This is a genomic window from Streptomyces pseudovenezuelae (assembly GCF_001513955.1).
Taxonomy (GTDB): Bacteria; Actinomycetota; Actinomycetes; order Streptomycetales; family Streptomycetaceae; genus Streptomyces; species Streptomyces pseudovenezuelae.
In genome coordinates, this window is record NZ_KQ948144.1 from 163,624 (window position 1) to 181,982 (window position 18,359).

Sequence of the window (18,359 nt, forward strand, 5' to 3'; positions counted from 1 at the left end):
GTAACCGCGGGGGCTCTCTCAGGCAACCGTGGTGCTCACTCAGGCAACCGCGGCGAGGGGAGGCGGCGAGGGTGACGGACGTACGCACGCGGAAGGACCGGGGGCGGCGCCGGCGCGAGCGCTCATGAGCGGCGACGGCGGCACGGGCCGCGCGCTCCTCTACCTCGACGTCGACGGACCCCTCAACCCCTACGCCGCCCAGCCCGAACGCCGTCCCGAGGGCTACACCACCCACCGCATGAAGCCCGACGGCTGGATCGCCCAGCACCCCGGCCTGCCCCCGTCCGCCGTCAAACCCCTGCGGGTCTGGCTCAACCCCGGCCACGGACGCGCCCTGCTGGCACTGGCGGACCGCTACGACCTCGTCTGGGCGACCACCTGGCGCCAGGAGGCGAACACCTTCATCGCCCCCGTCCTCGGTCTCCCGGCCCTCCCCGTCGTCGACTGGCCCACGACCCTCACCCCCGGCCCGAACGGCACCTTCTGGAAGACCCGCCACCTCGTCACCCATGCCCGCGGCCGCCCCTTCGCCTGGCTCGACGACGAACTCGACGACCAGGACCGGCGGTTCGTGACCGCACACCATGCCGGGCCGGCCCTGCTGCACCGGGTCGACCCCCGACTCGGGCTGCGCGAAGCGGACTTCGCCGAGCTCGCGGCCTTCGCCCGGAGCCTGTGAGGGCAGTGGGGGGCGGGGAAGGGAGGTGGGGCAGGAGGGCGGGTGCCTTCTCACACCTCGTCGAGCAGCGAGGCGAGGCCCTGGTCGAGGTCAGGGCCCAGATCCTCGGCGCCGGGCTCGACGACGTCGTAGGAGCGCAGCAGAAAGCGGCGCAGGCCGGCCGTGCCGAAGCGGATCACGGCGAGGCCCAGTGGGGAGTGGAACTCGATGACGGTCCGGGCCCATCCGTAGGGCCGTATCCGTACGTCCCCCTCCCCGGCCGGTGTCCCGAGTCCCTCCTCCAGCAGGGCCCGTCCGAACATCCACGTCAGGCCCTCCCCGTCGGCCGAGACCTGCGCGGGGAAGTCGATGTGCACGGCGAACGGCTCGGCGGAGCTGTAGCGCAGCGTGGGGCGCACCGGGAGTTCCGGGTGGCCGGCGGTGATCAGACGGGCGCGGACGGTCTGTTCCAGGGTGGTGAGGCGCATGAGCGGCGGTCTCCGTCTCGGGTGTGGGGTGCGGGTCGGTTGCCTTGTCGAGCCCCAGGAGTACCGATCGATTACGCGGGCCCGGAGTTCGTTCATGTGATCTGAATCACGGCCGGAACTGAATGATTGAAAGTTTTGTCATCTACGCTGACAAACCCTTTCGCGCCCCGACCGCCGGGAACTGGAGCGTTCCTGCATGACCGACCAACCGGCCAGAGTGCCCGCCCTGACATCCCCCTCCGCGACCGCCGAGGCCGCCGCGACCGCCGCGTACGTGCGGATCTACGAGCAGGAGCAGCCGCGCCTCGTCGCGTATGCCCGCTCGCTCACCCGTAACACCTGGGCGGCCGAAGACCTTGTCGCCGAGGCGCACTTCAGGGTGTGGCGGCGACTGTCCGCCGGACACGAGATCGACAACGTCCCGGCGTACCTCATGACCACCGTCCGGCATCTCGCGTCCTCCGTCGCGAGCAGCGCCACGCACGAGACCCCGCGGGACCCGCAGCTCCCGCAGGTTCCGGAGCAGGCCTCGGCCGGACAGATGGCGGACCCGGCCGAACAGGTCTCCGCCACCGACCTGTTGGTGCGTGTCCTCGGCGAACTCCCCGAACGCTGGGTGCGGGCCCTGTGGCTCGCCGACGCCGAGGGCCAGCCGCTGGAGACGGTCGGCCGGCAGATCGGCGCCAAGCAGGGCGCGACGGCGGTACTGCTGCACCGCGCCCGCGAAGGCATGCGCCAGGCGTTCCTGCGCTCGCAGACCGAGGCCCCCGAGGATCCCGCGTGCGAGGTCCACTGGGTCCGGATGCCGGCCTACGTCCGCGGCAACGCGACCCCGCGCCAGTCCGAGCGCCTCCTCGCCCACGTCGACGCCTGCGACGGGTGCCGCGGCCGTCTCGCCGTCCTGATCCGCGCCAACCACCGGTTGCCCGCGCTCGTCGGCCCCGCGCTGCTGGTTCTCGCGGTGGGCGGCGGAGGAAAGTTCCTGGCGTCGCTCACGGCCGGGTCCGCGGGCGCGGCAGGTGCGGCCGGTACGGCCGGTGCGGCTTCGGCGACCGGCCAGGGTCTGCTGCGTACGGCCCGTGCGGCGGGCCCGAAGACCAAGGCGGCCCTCGCCTCCGGTACGACGGTCGCGGCTGCCGTCGCGGTCGTCCTGGCCCTCGGCCTCAACGAGTCGCCCGCCACGGTGACTTCGCCGGGAAGGGCGCCGGTGGCGCAGGGCCCGGTGTCACAGGAACCGGTCGCCGGTCCGTCCGCGGGAGCGGCGGGGCGGACGCCGGGGGATGCCTTGCCGGTGGAGGCCGAGCGGGGGCGGGACCGGGATCGGGGCGACGGGGCCGGGGCGGTGGTCATCTGGGGCGCCGGGGGCGCCGGGGGTTTCGGGAGCACCGGGGACTCGGGGGACTCCGGCGACGGATCCAGCGGTTCTGAGGGCGGAGGTGTCGTCGGGGAGCCCGGGACGCCGGAGCCGCCCGCGGATCCGACGCCGGTTCCGCCGGAGAAACAGAAGCCCGAGCCGGGGAAGCCGAAGCCCGGCGGGCCGGGGGAGAAGACACCCGTACCGGAGCCCAGCACCCCGACGCCCACCGGTCCTCCACCGGCCGACGAGACGCCGGACCCACCGACCTACTCGGAACCCCCGACCGCGCCGGGGTCACCGCAGCCATCGGATCCCCCGGCCGCATCGGAGCCCCCCACCACCCCAGTCGCTCCGCCCAGCGACGGCGCCGGCGACGGGTGCGGACCCGGGCCCGCCCCCGGAACTTCCGCCACGGACAAGGGAGTTGAACCCAGCGAAGGCACAGCTGACGTGCTCCCCGCCGGTCAGGCGTTCGGGGCCGCCTGAGAGGAGCCCCCGTGGGAGAGAACGGCTTTCGCGCCGAGGAGATCGACACCACCAAGCCGCACCCCGCACGGATCTACGACTACCTCCTCGGCGGCAAGGACCACTACGAGGTGGACCGCGAGGCCGGCGAACAGCTCGTCGCGGCGGCCCCGGAGGCGCGGATCGGCGTACGGGCCAACCGGGCCTTCCTGCGCCGGGCCGTCCGTCACGTCGTCGGCTCCGGGGTCCGCCAGATCCTGGACATCGGCACCGGCCTGCCCACCGCACCGAACGTCCACGAGACGGCCCTGGAGGTGGCGCCGGACATCCGCGTCGCCTACGTCGACAACGACCCGATCGTGCACGCCCACGCCGGCGACCTGCTCGGCCCGGACGGCACCACCGGCACCGCCGGCATCACGATCGGCATCCTCCTGGCCGACCTGCGCGACCCGCGGGCGATCCTGGACGCCCCCGAGGTACGGGCCGTCATCGACTTCGACGAGCCGGTGGCGCTGCTTCTGGGCGTCGTCCTGCACTTCCTCGCGGACGCGGACAAGCCGCAGGAGATCGTCGCCACCCTCCGCGACGCCCTCACCCCCGGCAGCCACCTGATCCTGTCCCACGCCACCGGCGACTTCGCGGACCGCAGCGGGGCGGCTGCCGTCTACCGCAAGGCCACGGCGGCCATGAACCTGCGCACCCGCACCGAGATCGAGCGCTTCTTCGACGGCTTCGAGCTGATAGATCCGGGCGTGGCCCAGGTCCCGTTCTGGCGCCCGGACACACCCCCGCCGCCCCGCTCGCACGAGATCGGCTTCTACGGCGGGGTGGCCCGCAAGTCCCGCTGAGACCTCAGTGCTGGTACGGCTGCTGCGGGGCCTGTCCGCCGTACACCTGACCGCTCTGCCCGCCACCGGCGGCGGCCTGCGCCTGCAGCTGCTCCGCCTCCTCGGCGCTCACCTTGTTCTCCGCACCGCAGAAGGTGCACTGCGACGCGTACTTGGTGGAGATCGGGAACAGCGGCACGAAGAACAGCGTGAACTTCGTGACGCGCTTGCGCAGGGTGTGCGCGGCCGGGTTCCCGCACCGCCCGCACACCAGGGTGAGTATCGCGAGCTGGTACAGGTATCCCTTGGTGCCAAAGAGGATGAGCATGGTGTCGTCGCCTTCCGGGGTCGGTCCTTGAGAGGCAGTATCCCTGCGTCCGGCGTCTTCGCTGTTACGTCACCCTCGGTCGACCGTGTGGGGCGCCGCCTCCTGCCTGCACCGGGACTCGGTTCAGTTCTCCAGGCGGCTCAGCGCCTCCATGGCCTCGCGCTCGATGCGCGACAGTTCAAGAAGGGCGGTGCCCGCCTGTACGAGGTACCGCTCCTCACCCGACTCACCGGCCTCGGTGATCAGCATCGCGACCTCGGTCCACAGGGCGGCCGCCTCGGCGTACAACCGATGGCCGGTGCGCAGGAGTTCACTGTCGAGGAACTGGCCGCATTCGGCGAGGAAGTCCCGGTAGAGATTGCGGAACAGGGCGCCGCCGGTACCGGCCTTCTCCATCAGCAGGGCGGCCTGCGGCAGGTCCCGCCGAGGATCGTCGCTCCGCCCGAGCCAGGTGGGTACGAGCTTGCCGCTCTTCGCGATGCCACGGTGCCCGAGGTTGGCGATGGGCGGGTTGAGGAAGGCGTGGGCGCAGGCGGTGACGGCGGGAACGATCCTGTCGTGAACGGCGGGCAGGTCCTGCGGAGCGGTGAGGGTGAAGGACCGGTGCCTGGCGGCCATGGGCCCGCGCGCCGCCCTGGCCTCGGCAAGACTGCCCAGCCCGGTCGTCACGGCCCCGCCCTGCTGCTCGGTGTCCACGAGCCGGGCGACCCGGTCGTCATAGCCGTACATGGCGACGACATGCCCCCCGAAGTGCACTTTCGCCGTGAAGTACTCCAGGTGGTAACTGTCGAGCTGCAACCCCACGGGCCGCCCGGCACCGATCGCCTCCACGACATTCGCCCAGCCCTTGCGGGCGGAGGAGGTCTCCCGCACCACCAGCTCCAGCCCGAGCGTGTCGGCGAGGTTCCTGGTCAGCTCGAACGGCTTGACCCGCCCCCCGAGAAAGGGAAAGCCCATGCTCTTGCTGTCCCAGTAGACAAAGGACAGCCCACGACCGAGCCCGAAGAGCATGGGCTCGGAGAGATCGACCCCCTGGTGACGCAGGAGCACGCCTAGGGTGGTGGTCTCGCAGTGCTGCATGCCGCGGGGGTCGATGCCCTGCACGATGGTCATGCGGTGGTCTCCTGATGCAGGCGATCGGATCAGGCTTTCCCGGAGCGTGGACCTCAGAGCTTCGGCTCTCCGGGGAAAGGCAGCGGCAAGTCGAGGCTTGCCAGGAACTCGCCCCAGGGTGGCGCTGACACGGTGAGGTGGGGATACCCGGGGCGCTTCGAGTCCCGTATGAGTACGCCGAAGGGGACGACCGCGGCTTCGACGCACTCGGTCGCATTGCCCCCGCTGTAAGACGACTTGAACCAAGCAGGCTCAGAAACAAGCTGAGGACCGACGGACATTCACAGCTCCTTGCGGGCGCGATGGATCATGGCGGAGGAGGCTTCCATGTCCAACGCTTGTGCGCGAAGGTACTCGAACGCAAGTCTGTATCGGTCCAGTTCCTCGTCCTTCTCCAGGAAGAGGGAGCCGGTGTGGAAGTCGACGTACACGACGTCGAGACCTGGCTCGGCGCCGCCGATGATGACGAAGCTTCCCAGCGCTGCGGCATGAGCACCCTTGGCGAAGGGCAGCACCTGAAGTGTTGTGTGCGGTGACTCGTTGGCTTCGAGGAGTCGGCCGAGCTGCTCCTTCATGATGTCGGGTGATCCGACGACGCGGCGGATCACGGACTCGTCGAGGATGGCCCAGAGGCGTGGCGGCTTCGGACGGTTGAGGATCTCCTGCCGTTTCATTCGGATGTCGACGAGCCGCTCGATCTCCCCAGGCTCCAGAGGCACTTCGTTGGCCTTCTGAAGTGCTGTGCTGTACGCGCGGGTCTGGAGGAGGCCGGGGACGTAGACGCACGCGAAGTGACTCTCCTGCACTGCCTCGTCCTCCAGAGTGAGCAGCAGGTTCATGCTCTCCGGGATGGAGTCGGCGAAGGAGCTCCACCAGCCCTGCTGCTTCGCATCTTTGGCAAGCCCGACAATCGCCGTGCGTTCGGCCTCAGTTGCTCCGTACCCGCGGCAGAGCGCGTCGATGATGAGCCACTTGACCGGTCCTGCCTGAGTTTCGTACCTGCTCACCGTCGCCTTGGAAACGCCGACGAGTTTCCCGGCCTCCTCAAGCGTCATGCCCTTGCGGGCGCGCAACTTGCGCATCATCGCGCCTAGTTGACGACGCCGGGTTGTGGTGCGTTCGGGCATGCGGCTCCTCCGCCAGGTACCGGGTCGGCAGGCCCGGAGATTCTCAACAGGCTAGGCAGGGAGCGGCCGGAGCCACCATCAAATTCACTCGATGGATTCTCGTGAGAAGTTACACAGTGAGACTTCTCTATGCCATGCTCACTCTCGAATCGCTACACAGTGCAGTCGTCCGGATACGACACGTGAAGCGTCTGTGTGGCTTGGGAGGGAGGAATGCCCATGGCCGGCTACGACATGTCCGAGCCCCAGCTCCGCTGTGTCCTGCCATTCGAGGCGGTGCCGGCGGAAGTGCGCCTTCTCCGCAAGGCCGCCGCCCAGCAGCTGAGCCGTTGGGGTCTGCCCGCAGCGACAGACGAAACGGAGCTGCTCGTCACGGAGTTGGCCACGAACGTCTTCAAGCATGTCGGCGAAGGGGTGTCGGCGACTCTGATCCTTGAACGGAGGGGAGAGCGGCTGCGGCTTGAGGTCCACGACAAGAGTCAGGTGATGCCGACACCCAAGTTGGCGGACTGTGGCGAGGAGTGTGGCCGAGGGCTGCACCTGCTGGCGGCGCTGGCTGTGGACTGGGGAACTGTCCTGACGGCTGCGGGCAAGGCGGTCTGGTGTGAGGTCGCTATCCCCTCGGGACGTGCGTGCCGACGCATTGAGCGAGCCGTGGAGGCGCTTGAGAAGTATCAGGGGAGTGCCAGAGCTGCTGGCTCGCGGGGCAGGAGGTGGGAGGCGGCTCTGGAGGTGTCAGCGATCGAGCTGATCGCTGATCTCCTGCACTGGACTGCCGCCCGGGGCCAAGATCCGGACGACATGCTCGACCGGGCTCAGGCCCACTACGAAGCAGAGGCGGACGCGGCCTAGATATTGTCTGCCGCTGTGAAGGTCTGCGGGAATGCTGCTTGTATGGGGCATTCCTTTCCTCCTGGCCTCCCCTGCTTCTCAGCCCGTACTTATGCCAGGATGATCGCAGGCTGCGATCAGACGAGTTCAGGGGGAGTACACATGGAGGATCCGGCACTGCTCCGGCGGTTCCACGCTTGGCTGCAGCCCGTGCCGTCCCCGCAGGACACTGCTCGTCTCATCTTCTTCCAGGACGCTCTGATCGTCCTGGACACCAACGTCCTGCTCAGTCTCTATGAGTACACGGCAGAGTCCCGAGAGGAAGTCCTCAAGGCTCTGAGCCAGGTCTCCGGACGCCTGTGGATGCCGTACCAAGTGGGTCTTGAATTCGTGCGCGGCCGCCGCAGCGTACTGGAGTCACGTAAACGGGTGTTGAGTGAGGCCTCGAAGTCGGTCAACACCAAGCTGATGGCCGCCTGTCAGGCGGTCATCGCAGCGAAGAACACCGTGCGAGCGCAGTTAGAGAAGTACGCGAGAGTACCCGGTGAGATAGAGGCCCTGGAGAATTTGGTCAGCGAAGCGGCCGTCAAGGAGCACCTCGCCGTCTACGGAGACGCGTTCAAGGCTCACTTGGACATGCTGAAGTCGGAGCATGACCTTCATCCGGTCAACGTCGATACCGCCGATCCGATCCTGCCTCGGGTGGCAGATCTCTACGGTGATCGCGTGGGCCATCAGCCCGATGACCAGCTGCTCCAGCAACGACTGGATGAGGCTCTGGCCTTCAGATTCCCGAACCAGATCCCGCCGGGCTTCAAGGACTCCGACAAGGGCACTCCGCTCAATGCGGCAGGTGACTTCCTGATATGGGAGGAAGTGATCGAGCATGCTGCACTGCTCCCGGGAGGGAAGCGTCGAGTCCTCTTTGTGTCCAATGACGTCAAAGAGGACTGGTATGACACAAGCAATGGCAAGCAGCGTCCCTGGCCCGCGTTGCTGGACGAGATTCAGCGCCGGGCCGGCGCAGAGTTACGACTTGAGACTCCGCCAGACTTCTACGCGGGTATCGGTGAGTATCTGAAGGCAGAGCTCGCGGAGGACACGTTCGCGGAGATCCGACGGGTGTCAGAAACGTTCACATCGCCGACATTGGATGATGGCACGGTGGTCACAGTGAGTACGGCTGCGAAGATCGCTCCGCCCAGTGGCTTGCCGATCACCGCTTACAGATCTGCTGGGCTTACCTCCTCTGTTCTGCGGGCCGTGATGGAGTCACTAGCGCCAGTGGACAGACTTGCGCAGTGGTGGCTTATCGGAGTCACAGCGCAGTTGCATCGACGGGAAGTCGCCGAAGGAGAGGCGCAGGTTGACATTGCTGCGGCTGTTCGAGGCGGCGAGGCGCCCGCGCCGGACTGGAAGCCGGGAACGGTACTGCCATCAGGGGAATGGATTCGCCGGGAGTCGTCATGGATCGCACCATGGTTCCTCGACCTCCTTGGCTCTTCGCCGTCGACCGATCGTGGAATCTTGAGCGCGCTGGCCTCAGAGCAAGCCGCTGAGAACCAACGTGGCGCCATTTGACCGGAATTGCGGGGCGGAGTCCTGCAACTGTTTGCGGACGGTCTGAAACAGACGGCGTCTTAATGTCCCGGACTCTGTTGTCGCCACCGCCGCTTCCACCACGAAGAAGGGATGCCACCGTGTCCGCTGCGAACGAGGAGCAGTACGAGGTCTGGAAGAACCTCAAGCCGACATCAGCCTACGCGGTGCGAGAGCTGAGTTCCGCCCTTGGGAGCGACGACTCCACACTGGACGACCTCGTCGATGCCTATCTTTTCGCGAAGCGGCAACTTGCTCAGTCCATGCGGGCGTTGATGCTCTCGCAACTACCTGCGCAGTGCCCTGAGTTTGCCGAGCTGCGAGCTCGCATCGAAGCGGAGATGAAAAATCGTTACGCTGACAGAATCCCAGAACGATTTCTCAGGGTCCCTTACGGCAGTCAGGTGCACGAACTGCTCTTCATGATTCTCCTGCAGGCTCTCGGCAAGCCGGTGGACAGCGACAGGCTCCGCGTTCTGACGGCGGACAGGACTCATTCAGAGCGACGGGCTAGGGAACTCCGCGAGCTGGGGTTCAACATCACGACGTCCGCGGTGGACGGAAGTCAGTTCTACACCTTGGTTGACCTGAAGATCGACTACTCGAAGGTGCCGGAGCTCATAGCGAAGGCCATCAACAAGGCGAAGGATCTCGGGGGCGCCGAAAGAGCCAGGCTGACGGCCAAGCTTTTCGAGTAGCTCTCCAGGTGCGGGATGGGACTCACGCTGGCTCTGTCCCGCAGCTAGCTGATCTTGGCTCGGTGCAAGGTGAACAGGTCATGACGCTGGTGATCGTCCTGGCCGATGAACGCCTTGAACTCGCCCAGGCTGTAAGCGATGGCGCCGCTGGAACGGGGGGCCATGGTCACCGCGAAGTCGTGGGCGAGATGGTTCAGGCGCCGCTCGACGTCCGGTTGATCCAGAAGGGTGCCTTTCTTGGCGAGCTTCTCGATGATCTGGTCGACCGTGAGCGGGCGGTCAAGACCGCGTAGGAGCTTGTACACGGGGTCCAGGACACGGTCCGTGTTCTCGACCAGAGTCTTACGCTCGCCCTCCTGAAGGATGGCCTTCCGGATAGCTACGCCGAGAGCCTTGGCGACTGGCGGCGGGAACGCATTGCCGATTTGCCGGTACACGGAGGTCTTACGTCCATGGAATCGCCAGCGGAACTCGTGGTCTGAGGCGCTGCCCGTCGGCTCTTCGATGTCGTGCCAGCCCTGGATCCTGGCAACCATGGCGGTAGTGAGCTTGGGACCAGGGACACCTTCGGGGATTCTCCACCCCTTCGCTGGGGCATGGTTTGCCACACCCATAGCGTCCACTCCGAGATCCGCCCATGCACGCTTGGCCCGGGTCGGACCGAGGTCAGCCCCACCGTGTTTCTTGGAGCCACCGACGATGGTCGGTGCGATGTCATGGGCCCTCTCAACCCACTTGGCGACCTGCTCTTCCTCCCAGCCATTGCTCGCCATGAGGTCTGCGAGAAGCTGGCCTACCGTGAGCGGCTCTTCCTCATGTGGGGTCGGCCACTCAAAGTACTCCGCGAATTCCCGTTTCAGAGCGACCAGTACAAAGCGCGGTCGGAGTTGTGATACACCGAATTCGTTGGCGTGGAGGAGCTTCCAGTCGCCGATGTAGCCGTATTCGTGAAGCCGGTCCAGGACATGCTGGCGGTAGGCCGTAAATCGATTGGCGCTGAGCCCTCGCACATTCTCCAGCAGCAGTGCCTTGGGTCGGATCTCACCGCAGAGTTCGACTGCCCAGGCGAAGAGATCACGCTCGTCGTTGGCGCCTAGCTGCTTGCCCGCAATGCTGAACGGCGGACACGGAACACCACCAGCGAGCAGGTCGATGTCCTTGTCCTTGTACTCAGCGGGGTCCCAGGTGGTCGGGTCGGCAACGTCTCCGACCGCTACGGTGTCGGCAGCCTCTTCCGCGCTGTAGCCGAGGACTTCCTGCAAATTCTCGCGCAGCGTGTTCGCGGCATGCACATCGAGCTCCACCGCGAGTCGGTGGCGAAAACCTGCCCGCTCCAAGCCGAGGGTCTGCCCCCCCGCGCCTGCGCAGATCTCGACGACCTCGAGCTGCCTGTCGCGCTCCAACGCCGTCATCCGATCTCCTTTCAGGCGCACCGGCTAAGCCAGCGCGGTGCCGAGTTCGTGCGCTCGGCTCACTGTCACAGCGGGCACTGGCTTGAACACAGTTCTAGCGGTAGCACCCTAGTCTCCGGCCTTCGCTGACGTCATCTAATTGCGATGGCGTGCCAGAGGCGAGGCTGTGAAGTCTACGGCGGCCCACTGACATGCTCCGAACCCGCGTGCCCCACACGTTGCGGCGGCCGCGGAGTGATCAGCTTTCGAGTGCCGCCCGCACCTCATCACGGGCGTCAGCCGGGAGCCGCCGGTAGGCATTCCATGCCCGCTCCAGTGGAGTGGAACCACGCCGTCCGCGCTCGATCCACCTGCGGAGCCTCTTCTGTTCGCCAGGGTCGAGAGCTCTGATATCAGCCATCGCCTCATCGGCTCGGGCAGGGCTACCGTCGCTGCCCGCGCGGCACCGTTTGCATTCTGTGACAAGCAGGGTCTGTTCCCGGCCGTCTGGAAGGACGGTTTCGCGCCTGGTCACAGAGAGCACAGCGGATTGGTTCGAGTCGTCCAGATAGGCCTCGCCGCCTGAGACGCCGCAGACAGTGCACATGTAGTCATCGCGGGCCAAGACTGCCTGTTTCTCCTTGTTGGAGATGGTCTTCTGCGGCGCTGCGGCGCGGCGGGCCGCAGGGTCCCAGACGGGGACTCCCGCCCTGACGAAGCGCTGGTCCTCAGCCACCAGCCTGGCGTCGTCGGAGTTCGTGAAGAGGACCCAGCCGTAGTCACGGAGATCGCGTATGCGGCGGTCAGCCTGTGAGATCCCCGGGAAGGCATCGCGCAGCTGCTCTTTAGTGAACGTGTTCCCCTCACCGACCACTTGGACGAGCCAGAGCGCTCCGCGAACCATGGTCCCTGCTTTGAGGTCAGGGTCGTTCCAGGCGGGCAGCGTCACCTCGTGCTCCGTTCTCCAAGTGATCGAGACATCGATTGTGGGTCATGGGCGCACCTGCTGTCAGCCGGTGCTGCCATGATGCTGGGACACACTGCGTCTGGTTCCTTGGAGGCTCTGGTTATGGCTGTGAAGTTCGGCGTTCCGCCCGAGGGCGAGAAGATTCGCTCGCTGGTGGACGAGCGGCTGAAGCAGGCTATGGCCGAGGACGGTGCGAAGATCACTGTGGAGTGGCGCGGCGAGCAGAAGCACTTGCACGTGATCTCCATGCCGGTCGACATGCTCTACTTCAACCCCGATACACACCGCATCCGGGCACAGCGCACCCTGCAGCCCGAACGCAATCGGGTCCTCGAGGAAGAGCCGTGGAGTGAGGCTGCGCAAACGTATCTTCATGACCTGTTGCGGTGCCGGCCCTCGAACCCGAACCAGACTGATCCGGACTACACGGCACTCCAGGACGAGCTGGACGACGTGGGGCAGCGGGAGCCCGGAATCATCAGTCGGGACGGCATCCTCGTTGACGGGAACACCCGCTGCGCGGCGCTGAAGGACCTGGGTATCCGGGACATCCGGGTTGGCGTGCTCCCTGCGGACACGTCACGCCGTGACATCAACAGTGTCGAGCTTGCTCTGCAGCTGCGCCGTGATAAGCGCCGAGAGTACTCCTACATCAACCGGCTCATCGCGATCGAAGACGAGCTCGCGGACGGCCGTCGCGAAGAGGATGTGGCCCGGGATTTCAACATCAAGAGGACCACTCTCCAACAAGACCGCTGGGTCTATGAGTTGATTAACAGCGCCATCGAACGTAGTCGGACGACGAAGGGTGCCGTTCTCAGGCTCGTCGACTTCGAGGACCACCAGGAGAAGCTCCGCGAGCTGCACCGCGACTACACCAAACTCGCGAAGACGGATCGCGACGCTGCAGAACAGCTCAAAGAATCGCGTCTGGCAATGGTGGTCTTGAACTATGCCAAGACGACGGTGCGGCTCGCGGAAGCTGATTTTCACAGCCGCTATCTGGAAGAACGCCTGCCCCCTGAACTGCGGCCCGCAGTTCAGGAATCCGCTGCCGTGTCGATCCCTGGCCTGGCTGGGGTCGCGATTCAGGACGCCACCGCAGCTGTGAAGACCACCCGTGCACTTACAGATTCGTTGCTTCAAGCCAAGGCGGCCGCGCAGGCCGGCGACATGCTGGATACGGCAGCTGTCACGCAGGCGGACGGGCTCATCAAGTCAGCACGCAAGACCTTCGACGCAGCCGTGAAGCTGGCGGGGGCGAACGCGGAGCTTCAGAAGCGGCAAGTCGCTGTTCCAGAGCGTCTGACGGACGCAGCCGATTACGTGAACCAGTGTGCCGCTGAGTTCGCTGAGGCCAAGGCCAAGCGCGCGCTGGACGAGGACGCGTTTGACGACGCTCTGTTGACCTTGAAGGCCAGCCTCACCCGCCTTGCGAAGCAGGCTGGGCGAACCTTCAGTTCCCCCGGCAACGGCGTCGCATGGCTGCTCGACTCGACGCGGGAGAACTGATGGCGGGTCAGCCTCCTGCACCAAGTCTGGAGATCGGCTTCGGTGACGGCGTGACTCGGGCACGGCTCAGGGCGGGCAATGGCTACGAGGCGGATCTTCGTCGTCTGGCTCTTAGATTCCAGAGCAGTGTGCAGCGCTCTCCCGGGACCTTGGAGGTCGAGATCGACGACCTCCTTACGAACTTGGTGTCCCTTGCTACCTGGCCAGAGCCCAACAGCGTCTCGTGGGACCCGCAGCTGGCCGCACTGGCTACAGACTCCGCGGTAGACGCGCAGACTGTCGCGAAACGGCTTGATCCGACCGCCGGCCCGGATGGAGAAGTCGACCCTGATGAGGTCGGTAACCTGCTTGGTTCCGACTGGGTAGCGGATCTCACCTCGTTTCAACGTCGGGACATCGCTAAGTTGCTGTCCCTGCGCCACGGAGCCAACTTCTCCGTGCCGGGGGCCGGGAAGACTCGCGTAGGCCTGGCGGTGTTCCACGCTTTGCGGAAAACCAAGGGAATCGAGCGGCTTCTTGTGGTCGGACCGAAGTCCTGCTATGAGTCTTGGAAGTTCGAGAACAGACAGTGCCTGAACGAGCCTCTGCGCATGGATGTGTTCTCAAGGGACGCTGATCCGGCTGCCGACGCGCTCATCGTCAACTACGAGCGGCTGCGCCAAGACGGTGTCGTGAATGAGCTCGGCCGGTGGCTCGCCGCACGGCCGTCCATGCTCCTGCTCGACGAAGCCCATCGGATGAAGCGCGGAGCGGACGGAACGGACGGTGCTGCCTGCCTTGCGCTCGGCCCCCGCAGCAGACACCGCCTCATTCTTACCGGTACGCCGGCTCCGAACGGTGTCAAGGATCTGGAAAATCTCTTCGGTTTCGTATGGCCAGGCCATGGTCGCCAAAAGGTCATCCAGGCCGTAGCTGGCGGGGACCTAGCCAAGGCCAGCCAGGTTCTGCGACCCCTGTTCACTCGCACCACTAAAGGTGAGCTGGGGTTGCCGCCGGTCTCCACGAATTTGCGAACCGTTCCCATGCCGCCTCTCCACAATGAGGTTTACGAGGCACTTGTGGGTCGGTTCTCCGCACGAGCCGCTGGTTCGGAGAGCGATTTTCTCGCACTTGGCAAGATCATCGTTTACATGCTGATGGCGGCAACCAGTCCGGCGCTCCTTGCTGTTGGCACTACGCGGCACGAGCCGCTGTCTTACCGGGTGCCTCCCCTCTCTGTGCCTGAGGGCACTCCGCTCTTCGATTTGATGCGGGACCTTCCGAGCTACGAGATGTCGCCGAAGTACCGCGAGGTTCTTGACATCGTCAGTAAGAACGCGGCCCGCGGACGCAAGACACTTGTCTGGTCCACATTTGTGCGCAGTCTCAATACGTTGGATCACATGCTTGGTGAGTTCTCGCCCGCCCTGGTCTATGGAGGGTTGGGCGACGCTGACCGTGAGGAGGCGATCAAACGGTTCCGGAATGACCCGGATTGCATGGTTCTGTTGTCTAATCCGGGTACCCTTGGTGAAGGTATCAGCCTTCACCATCACTGTCATGACGCCGTATATGTGGACCGTGATTTCGCAGCTGGCCGCTTCCTGCAGAGTCTGGACCGCATTCACCGCCTTGGGCTTGCACCTGAGACGGAGACCCGAATTACGGTGCTTGCCTCAGAGGGCACGATCGATGAAATCGTTGATCAACGGCTCAGTGACAAGCTGCACTTCATGGGAAGTATCCTCGATGACCCCGCTGTGCGGCAGCTGGCAGACCTTGAGGAAGAGTCACCCGAGGGTGGTGGCCTGGATCACCGGGACCTTCAGGCGCTGATGGGTCATCTCCGTGCCCGTGCCGCCTGAGCCGGTCCTGCGTGCTGCTGCCCGCTGGCTGGAGAAGCTCCCGGCCAGCGGCGTTGCGCGGGTTCGTGCCCTGTTTACCACGCATAGCGACTTCAGTGACCTCACCCCGACACAGTACGATGCAGCGTACATGTGGATTCGAGAGGCGGGGCTCCTTGAGGACCTCCGTAGTCGAGTACCCGTGCAGTGCCGAGTCTTTGACACGGCCATGGCTTATAGCGGAGCGCCCTGGTTTCAGGATGCCGACCTGCTCGTACGTAAACCAGACGAGCTTCCTGAGGACGCCCTACGCGCAGCAGAGGCACTAGGCCTGACCCAGGATGAGGCGTATGCGCAGGTTCATGCGGTGTGGGGGAAAGTCAACACCGAAGAGCGCTCCCGGATTGGATCAGCCGGCGAACTCGCGCTCTTGGAGTTGCTTTCCGAATCTGCTGACGGCCGGGTGGAGCACGTCGCGGCGTGGTCCGATGGTTACGGGTACGATATCTTTGTCGATTCGGATCTATTTTCCGCCCACTTGGAGGTGAAAACCACGACTCGTAAAGGGCGTCTTACCGTCTATATTTCACGTAACGAATACGAGACCATGCTGCGGGACCCTGCTTGGGAACTCGTGACAGTTCGGCTCACGCCAGAACTCAAAATCACGGGGGTAGCCGCAGTGCCGAAGAAATGGATTGCTGACCATGTCCCCTCGGACCGCACTATGCGGGGGCGTTGGGAGTCATGTCGGCTCGATATACCTTCGGAAGTTCCGGTAGCCGGCATTCCAAGCCTCGCGCCCATACTTTCCAAAACCGCGCCCCCGCTGCTCACTGGCGCGGGCGCACCCTAGAGTGCTTATTGCGATCTTGTGTGCTGCTCTGTGGCGAGGGCTACGACCCCGATCCCCACTTCTTGGGCTGGACAAGCGGCCTCGTGTGCATCGACTGGATCGCCTGATCGTGCGAGGACGTATCACAGGGATCGAGGTTGGTGGGCCCTGGAAAGCCAAGAGTTCAGGCTGGCTGTACTCCTGCTTCTGAGAGGAGGAACTCATCAGGTTCCGCGGGCCATGGACCGTCGTTGGGTTCGGGACAGTCCGCCAGGGGCTGTGCGTCCTCGAAGGCGTCCTTGACAGCGGTACGCCATTGATCGAGCGAACCGCGGATGACAAATGGACCTAGACCGAAGGTCATGCCGCCCTCATCGTCAATGCGCAACGGTGCTGTCTCGTCACCCAGGGGGACATCGCTGGCGAGACCGGTGGCGGCGGCGTCAAGGGCTGCTTCGAAGTCTGCGGGGTCGATCCATCCGACCCAGATCTGGCTGTCGACTTTCGCCTCCGCGGTCAGCACGCTTCGGCCGGCTCCGGTGTATCCGGTGAACATCAGCGACCGTGACGCAGCGGTTTCGGTTGGTGTGTCGTCCTCGACCAGGAAACTCGGTCGGAACTGGTCCAGCAGTGCAGTGATCCGCTCTGCCAGCAGGAACCTGCGGGCAGCTAGGAAGTCGCGGTATCCCTCAGGCTCCAGAATGGCAGGGTCGTTCGGAATCGCATGGGCGGCACGGTCGCTTGCATTCACACTCTGCATGTAGGCGGCCGGCGAACGGCTACCGATGATGTTCTTCGCTGTCTGCTCAGAGACGAACACGATGTTGGCGAGCTCGTTGATCTCGGCAGATGAGTACTTGCTTCCATGAGTACGCAGTTTCGCTGCCGGGTGCACGAGGCTGTACTGCGGCTTTCCGGACTTTTCGACCCCCTCCGAGATGGGGCCGCCGTCCCACCAATCAGTGGCCCCCGCGTGGGCTGCCGCCAGGTAACAGAACATCAGGTACGGGCTCTGATGGTTGCGGCCGGCCAAATCGCTGGCAGTTACCGAGAGACCCCGGTCGCGGATCCCCAGGTTGGCGAGCAAGGCTGCCACGGGATCTTCAGCATCAAGCATCCTGATGTCCTGAGTCAGCGTGGTGTCCGTGGATCCGCCGTAGCGGTTGCGGGCCGTTGCAGCTAGGAACCAATACAGAAGCCCCTCCTCGACCTCCTTGGCGACCTTTGCTTCTTGGTGCTGTCGGCCGTAGTAAAGGATCAGTGGATGCAGCGCGGCCAGTGACGGGACCAGTGCTGTCGTCGGGATGAGGAGCTTCTCAGCAAGCAGAGGTACGACGTGCGCGAGCCCGCGCTGAACCTTCTCCCACCCGCCTTCGACACTTTCTCTGCTAGCGGCAGTTAGCTTCGCTACGGAAGCGAGTCGTGTGCCCGTGGTCGACAGGCTCAAAGTCAGTGCTTTGATAAGGAAGTTGACATCAAGAGCTCCGTACCCGCGCTCGGCCCAGTGAGCTGATTCGGCCTCCAACTGCCCTAGGAAGCCTGGTATGCGTGCCGAGAGGGTAGCGAGCGCGAGGTCCGTGGTCTTGAGAGCTCGTCCGCCACTGTTCACGCGTACGAAGATGTCCGCGACTTCCTCATATCCGAACTCGTGCAGCACTTCCATGTGGAAGTCCCGCTGGGTGATCTTCTGCAACGCGCTCAGTCGGCGGCCGATCTCAGGTTCGGGGATGGCGAGTCCAGCGCCTTTCAGCTCGCCGTGGATAGCGAACATGTCGGCATCGGGGCCGACGACGTCGTAGACCTTGAGCCATTTCCGGTTCCGCCGGGTGGCGGCACTCTGGTTCTGGAAGGCCTCTGTTTCGATGTTGAAGACAACCTGCGCGTCTGGGTGGTCGCTCAGGACACGGAAGAGTGAGGTGAGCCTCTGCTGGCCGTCCAGCAGGTAGAGAGGCATGACCCTGGGCAGGGCTTGAGCTGTGCCAATCGCGGCCTGCCTGGTCTCGGCGAGTTGTCCGGTCTTCCAGAAGAGCAGAGACCCGGCCGGATATCCGCGATACAGCGATTCGATGAGCCTGGCGACCTGGGAAGCTTTCCACACATATCCACGCTGGATCTCAGGGAGCATGATCTCTCCGGCCGCGATCTGCGTGATAAGTGTCCGGACGTCGCGGTTTGTGCGCTCGACCGCCACTGTGCCCCCCAGCCTTCTATGCGGTAGCGGCTGGCCAGCCAGCACCCGCTCTGCCTTGATGCGAGCTCGGTTGGCAGTCTCCCCACCGCAGAAGCCGCGTACGCCTGCTGAACCCGCTGGAGACCAGGGTAGGGGAGGGGCAATGC

At 65.0% G+C, this 18,359-nt stretch carries 17 protein-coding genes; 9 read left to right on the forward strand and 8 right to left on the reverse strand.

All coding sequences use genetic code 11. The features are described from left to right. Nucleotides 1-124 precede the first annotated feature (124 nt). The gene (locus AQI94_RS00715) at nucleotides 125-679 is read left to right on the forward strand and encodes an HAD domain-containing protein (protein WP_031041830.1); all 555 of its coding nucleotides are present in this window, start codon (nucleotides 125-127) and stop codon (nucleotides 677-679) included. A gap of 50 nt (nucleotides 680-729) precedes the next feature. Here AQI94_RS00715 and AQI94_RS00720 read toward each other — a convergent pair whose 3' ends face one another. Then, nucleotides 730-1,146 carry an SsgA family sporulation/cell division regulator gene (locus AQI94_RS00720; protein WP_031041827.1) on the reverse strand — a complete coding sequence of 139 codons (417 nt, stop codon included), beginning with the start codon at nucleotides 1,144-1,146 and terminating at the stop codon, nucleotides 730-732. Nucleotides 1,147-1,342: 196 nt separating this feature from the next. Here AQI94_RS00720 and AQI94_RS00725 point away from each other — a divergent pair, with 196 nt between their 5' ends. Further along, nucleotides 1,343-2,989, forward strand: coding sequence for a sigma-70 family RNA polymerase sigma factor (locus AQI94_RS00725; protein ID WP_051832029.1), 1,647 nt, complete (start codon nucleotides 1,343-1,345; stop codon nucleotides 2,987-2,989). 11 nt (nucleotides 2,990-3,000) lie between these two features. Further along, the gene (locus AQI94_RS00730; RefSeq protein WP_031041823.1) at nucleotides 3,001-3,819 is read left to right on the forward strand and encodes an SAM-dependent methyltransferase; all 819 of its coding nucleotides are present in this window, start codon (nucleotides 3,001-3,003) and stop codon (nucleotides 3,817-3,819) included. 4 nt (nucleotides 3,820-3,823) lie between these two features. On the opposite strand, the gene AQI94_RS00735 is transcribed toward AQI94_RS00730, so the two are convergent. The 4 genes from AQI94_RS00735 to AQI94_RS00745 form a co-directional block, all read right to left on the reverse strand. Further along, nucleotides 3,824-4,126, reverse strand: a complete 303-nt coding sequence (locus tag AQI94_RS00735) for a zinc-ribbon domain-containing protein (protein WP_031041822.1) — start codon at nucleotides 4,124-4,126, stop codon at nucleotides 3,824-3,826. Between the two features lie 123 nt (nucleotides 4,127-4,249). Then, a complete protein-coding gene (locus AQI94_RS00740; RefSeq protein WP_031041821.1) occupies nucleotides 4,250-5,239 on the reverse strand; it encodes a BtrH N-terminal domain-containing protein in 990 nt (329 codons plus the stop codon). A gap of 53 nt (nucleotides 5,240-5,292) precedes the next feature. Beyond that, nucleotides 5,293-5,520: a DUF397 domain-containing protein gene (locus AQI94_RS42405; RefSeq protein ID WP_051832027.1), complete on the reverse strand. Its 228-nt coding sequence runs from the start codon at nucleotides 5,518-5,520 to the stop codon at nucleotides 5,293-5,295. Continuing rightward, on the reverse strand, nucleotides 5,521-6,366 hold the full coding sequence (locus tag AQI94_RS00745) for a helix-turn-helix domain-containing protein (protein WP_031041819.1): 846 nt from the start codon (nucleotides 6,364-6,366) through the stop codon (nucleotides 5,521-5,523). A 219-nt stretch (nucleotides 6,367-6,585) separates the two neighbouring features. On the opposite strand from AQI94_RS00745, the gene AQI94_RS00750 reads away from it, so the two are divergent. From AQI94_RS00750 to AQI94_RS00760, 3 genes are all read left to right on the forward strand, one after another. After that, complete coding sequence (locus AQI94_RS00750) at nucleotides 6,586-7,218, forward strand: ATP-binding protein (protein ID WP_037941819.1); 633 nt, start codon at nucleotides 6,586-6,588, stop codon at nucleotides 7,216-7,218. A 141-nt stretch (nucleotides 7,219-7,359) separates the two neighbouring features. Beyond that, complete coding sequence (locus AQI94_RS44490; RefSeq protein ID WP_031041817.1) at nucleotides 7,360-8,778, forward strand: PIN-like domain-containing protein; 1,419 nt, start codon at nucleotides 7,360-7,362, stop codon at nucleotides 8,776-8,778. 119 nt (nucleotides 8,779-8,897) lie between these two features. Next, nucleotides 8,898-9,494 carry a hypothetical protein gene (locus tag AQI94_RS00760; protein ID WP_031041816.1) on the forward strand — a complete coding sequence of 199 codons (597 nt, stop codon included), beginning with the start codon at nucleotides 8,898-8,900 and terminating at the stop codon, nucleotides 9,492-9,494. Between the two features lie 44 nt (nucleotides 9,495-9,538). Here AQI94_RS00760 and AQI94_RS00765 read toward each other — a convergent pair whose 3' ends face one another. Together AQI94_RS00765 and AQI94_RS00770 are read right to left on the reverse strand one after the other, a co-directional pair. Next, nucleotides 9,539-10,906 (reverse strand): DNA cytosine methyltransferase, encoded by a 1,368-nt coding sequence (locus AQI94_RS00765; RefSeq protein WP_031041814.1) that lies wholly within the window; start codon nucleotides 10,904-10,906, stop codon nucleotides 9,539-9,541. A 238-nt stretch (nucleotides 10,907-11,144) separates the two neighbouring features. Further along, nucleotides 11,145-11,834 carry a hypothetical protein gene (locus AQI94_RS00770; RefSeq protein WP_031041813.1) on the reverse strand — a complete coding sequence of 230 codons (690 nt, stop codon included), beginning with the start codon at nucleotides 11,832-11,834 and terminating at the stop codon, nucleotides 11,145-11,147. 120 nt (nucleotides 11,835-11,954) lie between these two features. Between AQI94_RS00770 and AQI94_RS00775 the strand changes: the two genes are divergently transcribed. The 3 genes from AQI94_RS00775 to AQI94_RS42410 are packed head-to-tail and all read left to right on the forward strand — an operon-like array spanning nucleotide 11,955 to nucleotide 16,043. Then, nucleotides 11,955-13,364, forward strand: coding sequence for a ParB N-terminal domain-containing protein (locus AQI94_RS00775; RefSeq protein ID WP_031041811.1), 1,410 nt, complete (start codon nucleotides 11,955-11,957; stop codon nucleotides 13,362-13,364). Further along, entirely contained in the window at nucleotides 13,364-15,208 is a 1,845-nt protein-coding gene (locus tag AQI94_RS00780) for a DEAD/DEAH box helicase (protein WP_031041809.1), read from the forward strand. The genes AQI94_RS00775 and AQI94_RS00780 overlap by 1 nt, the downstream gene beginning before the upstream one ends. Continuing rightward, the gene (locus tag AQI94_RS42410) at nucleotides 15,192-16,043 is read left to right on the forward strand and encodes a protein NO VEIN domain-containing protein (protein ID WP_078902676.1); all 852 of its coding nucleotides are present in this window, start codon (nucleotides 15,192-15,194) and stop codon (nucleotides 16,041-16,043) included. The genes AQI94_RS00780 and AQI94_RS42410 overlap by 17 nt, the downstream gene beginning before the upstream one ends. 163 nt (nucleotides 16,044-16,206) lie before the next feature. Here the strand turns inward: AQI94_RS42410 and AQI94_RS00785 are convergent, their stop codons facing one another. After that, nucleotides 16,207-18,213, reverse strand: coding sequence for a GmrSD restriction endonuclease domain-containing protein (locus AQI94_RS00785; protein WP_031041807.1), 2,007 nt, complete (start codon nucleotides 18,211-18,213; stop codon nucleotides 16,207-16,209). Nucleotides 18,214-18,359: the final 146 nt, after the last annotated feature.